The following is a 1,534-nucleotide window of genomic DNA, read 5'->3' as shown; positions in this document are numbered from 1 at the left end:
GCGCTCCAGAAAGGAGGTGTTCCAGCCGCACCTTCCGGTACGGCTACCTTGTTACGACTTAACCCCAGTCACCGGTTTTACCCTAGGGCGCTCCTTGCGGTCACGCACTTCAGGTCCCCCCAGCTCCCATGGTTTGACGGGCGGTGTGTACAAGGCCCGGGAACGTATTCACCGCATCATGGCTGATATGCGATTACTAGCGAATCCAGCTTCACGGAGGCGGGTTGCAGCCTCCGATCCGAACTACGACCGGCTTTTGAGATTCGCGCCCCATCGCTGGGTGGCTGCCCTCTGTACCGGCCATTGTAACACGTGTGTCGCCCCAGACGTAAGGGCCGTGCTGATTTGACGTCATCCCCGCCTTCCTCGCAGCTTGCGCTGGCAGTCTCGGTAGAGTTCCCGGCATAACCCGCTGGCAACTACCGATAGGGGTTGCGCTCGTTATGGCACTTAAGCCGACACCTCACGGCACGAGCTGACGACAACCATGCAGCACCTCGCCGACCGCCATTGCTGGCTACGGAGTTTCCCCCGTATTCGTTCGGCGTTCGAGCCTGGGTAAGGTTCCTCGCGTATCATCGAATTAAACCACATGTTCCTCCGCTTGTGCGGGCCCCCGTCAATTCCTTTGAGTTTCACCGTTGCCGGCGTACTCCCCAGGTGGATGGCTTAACGCTTTCGCTAAGCCCCTGATCCTTGCGAACCAAGAGCGAGCCATCATCGTTTACGGCGTGGACTACCAGGGTATCTAATCCTGTTCGATCCCCACGCTTTCGTGCCTCAGCGTCAATACTCAGCTGGCGAGCTGGCTCCCCAATCGGCGTTCTGCGCGATATCTATGCATTTCACCGCTACACCGCGCATTCCGCCCGCCTCGCTAAGATTCTAGCCCAGCAGTATCAACGGCAGCTCTCCTGTGGAGCAGGAGCCTTTCACCGCTGACTTACCGGGCCGCCTACGCACCCTTTAAACCCAATGAATCCGGATAACGCTCGGGTCCTCCGTATTACCGCGGCTGCTGGCACGGAGTTAGCCGACCCTTATTCGTCCGGTACTTGCAGGCGGGGACACGTCCCCGCGGTTACCCCCGGACAAAAGCGGTTTACGACGCGTAGCGCCTTCTTCCCGCACGCGGCATGGCTGGTTCAGGCTTCCGCCCATTGACCAATATTCCTCACTGCTGCCTCCCGTAGGAGTCTGGGCCGTGTCTCAGTCCCAGTGTGGGGGGCCTTCCTCTCAGAACCCCTAGCCATCGTCGCCATGGTGGGCCGTTACCCCACCATCCAGCTAATGGCACGCATGCCCATCCTTTACCGATGAATCTTTACCCTCCAAGAGATGCCTCTCGAAGGAGCCATGGGGCATTAATCCGCCTTTCGACGGGCTATTCCCCTGTAAAGGGTAGGTTGCATACGCGTTACGCACCCGTGCGCCGCTCTCAGGGACCGAAGTCCCCTACCGCTCGACTTGCATGTGTTAGGCCTGCCGCTAGCGTTCATCCTGAGCCAGGATCAAACTCTCCATAGTAGAAGAT

At 59.1% G+C, this 1,534-nt stretch carries 1 rRNA gene; it reads right to left on the bottom strand.

From position 1 onward, the window contains the following. Positions 1 to 9: 9 nt before the first annotated feature. Positions 10 to 1,527 (bottom strand): 16S ribosomal RNA (locus CLV25_RS15820). Positions 1,528 to 1,534: the final 7 nt, after the last annotated feature.

Source organism: Acetobacteroides hydrogenigenes, from assembly GCF_004340205.1.
Classification (GTDB): domain Bacteria; phylum Bacteroidota; class Bacteroidia; order Bacteroidales; family ZOR0009; genus Acetobacteroides; species Acetobacteroides hydrogenigenes.
The sequence above is the reverse complement of the archived record's forward strand: the minus strand, read 5'-3'. Positions and strand labels throughout refer to the sequence as shown.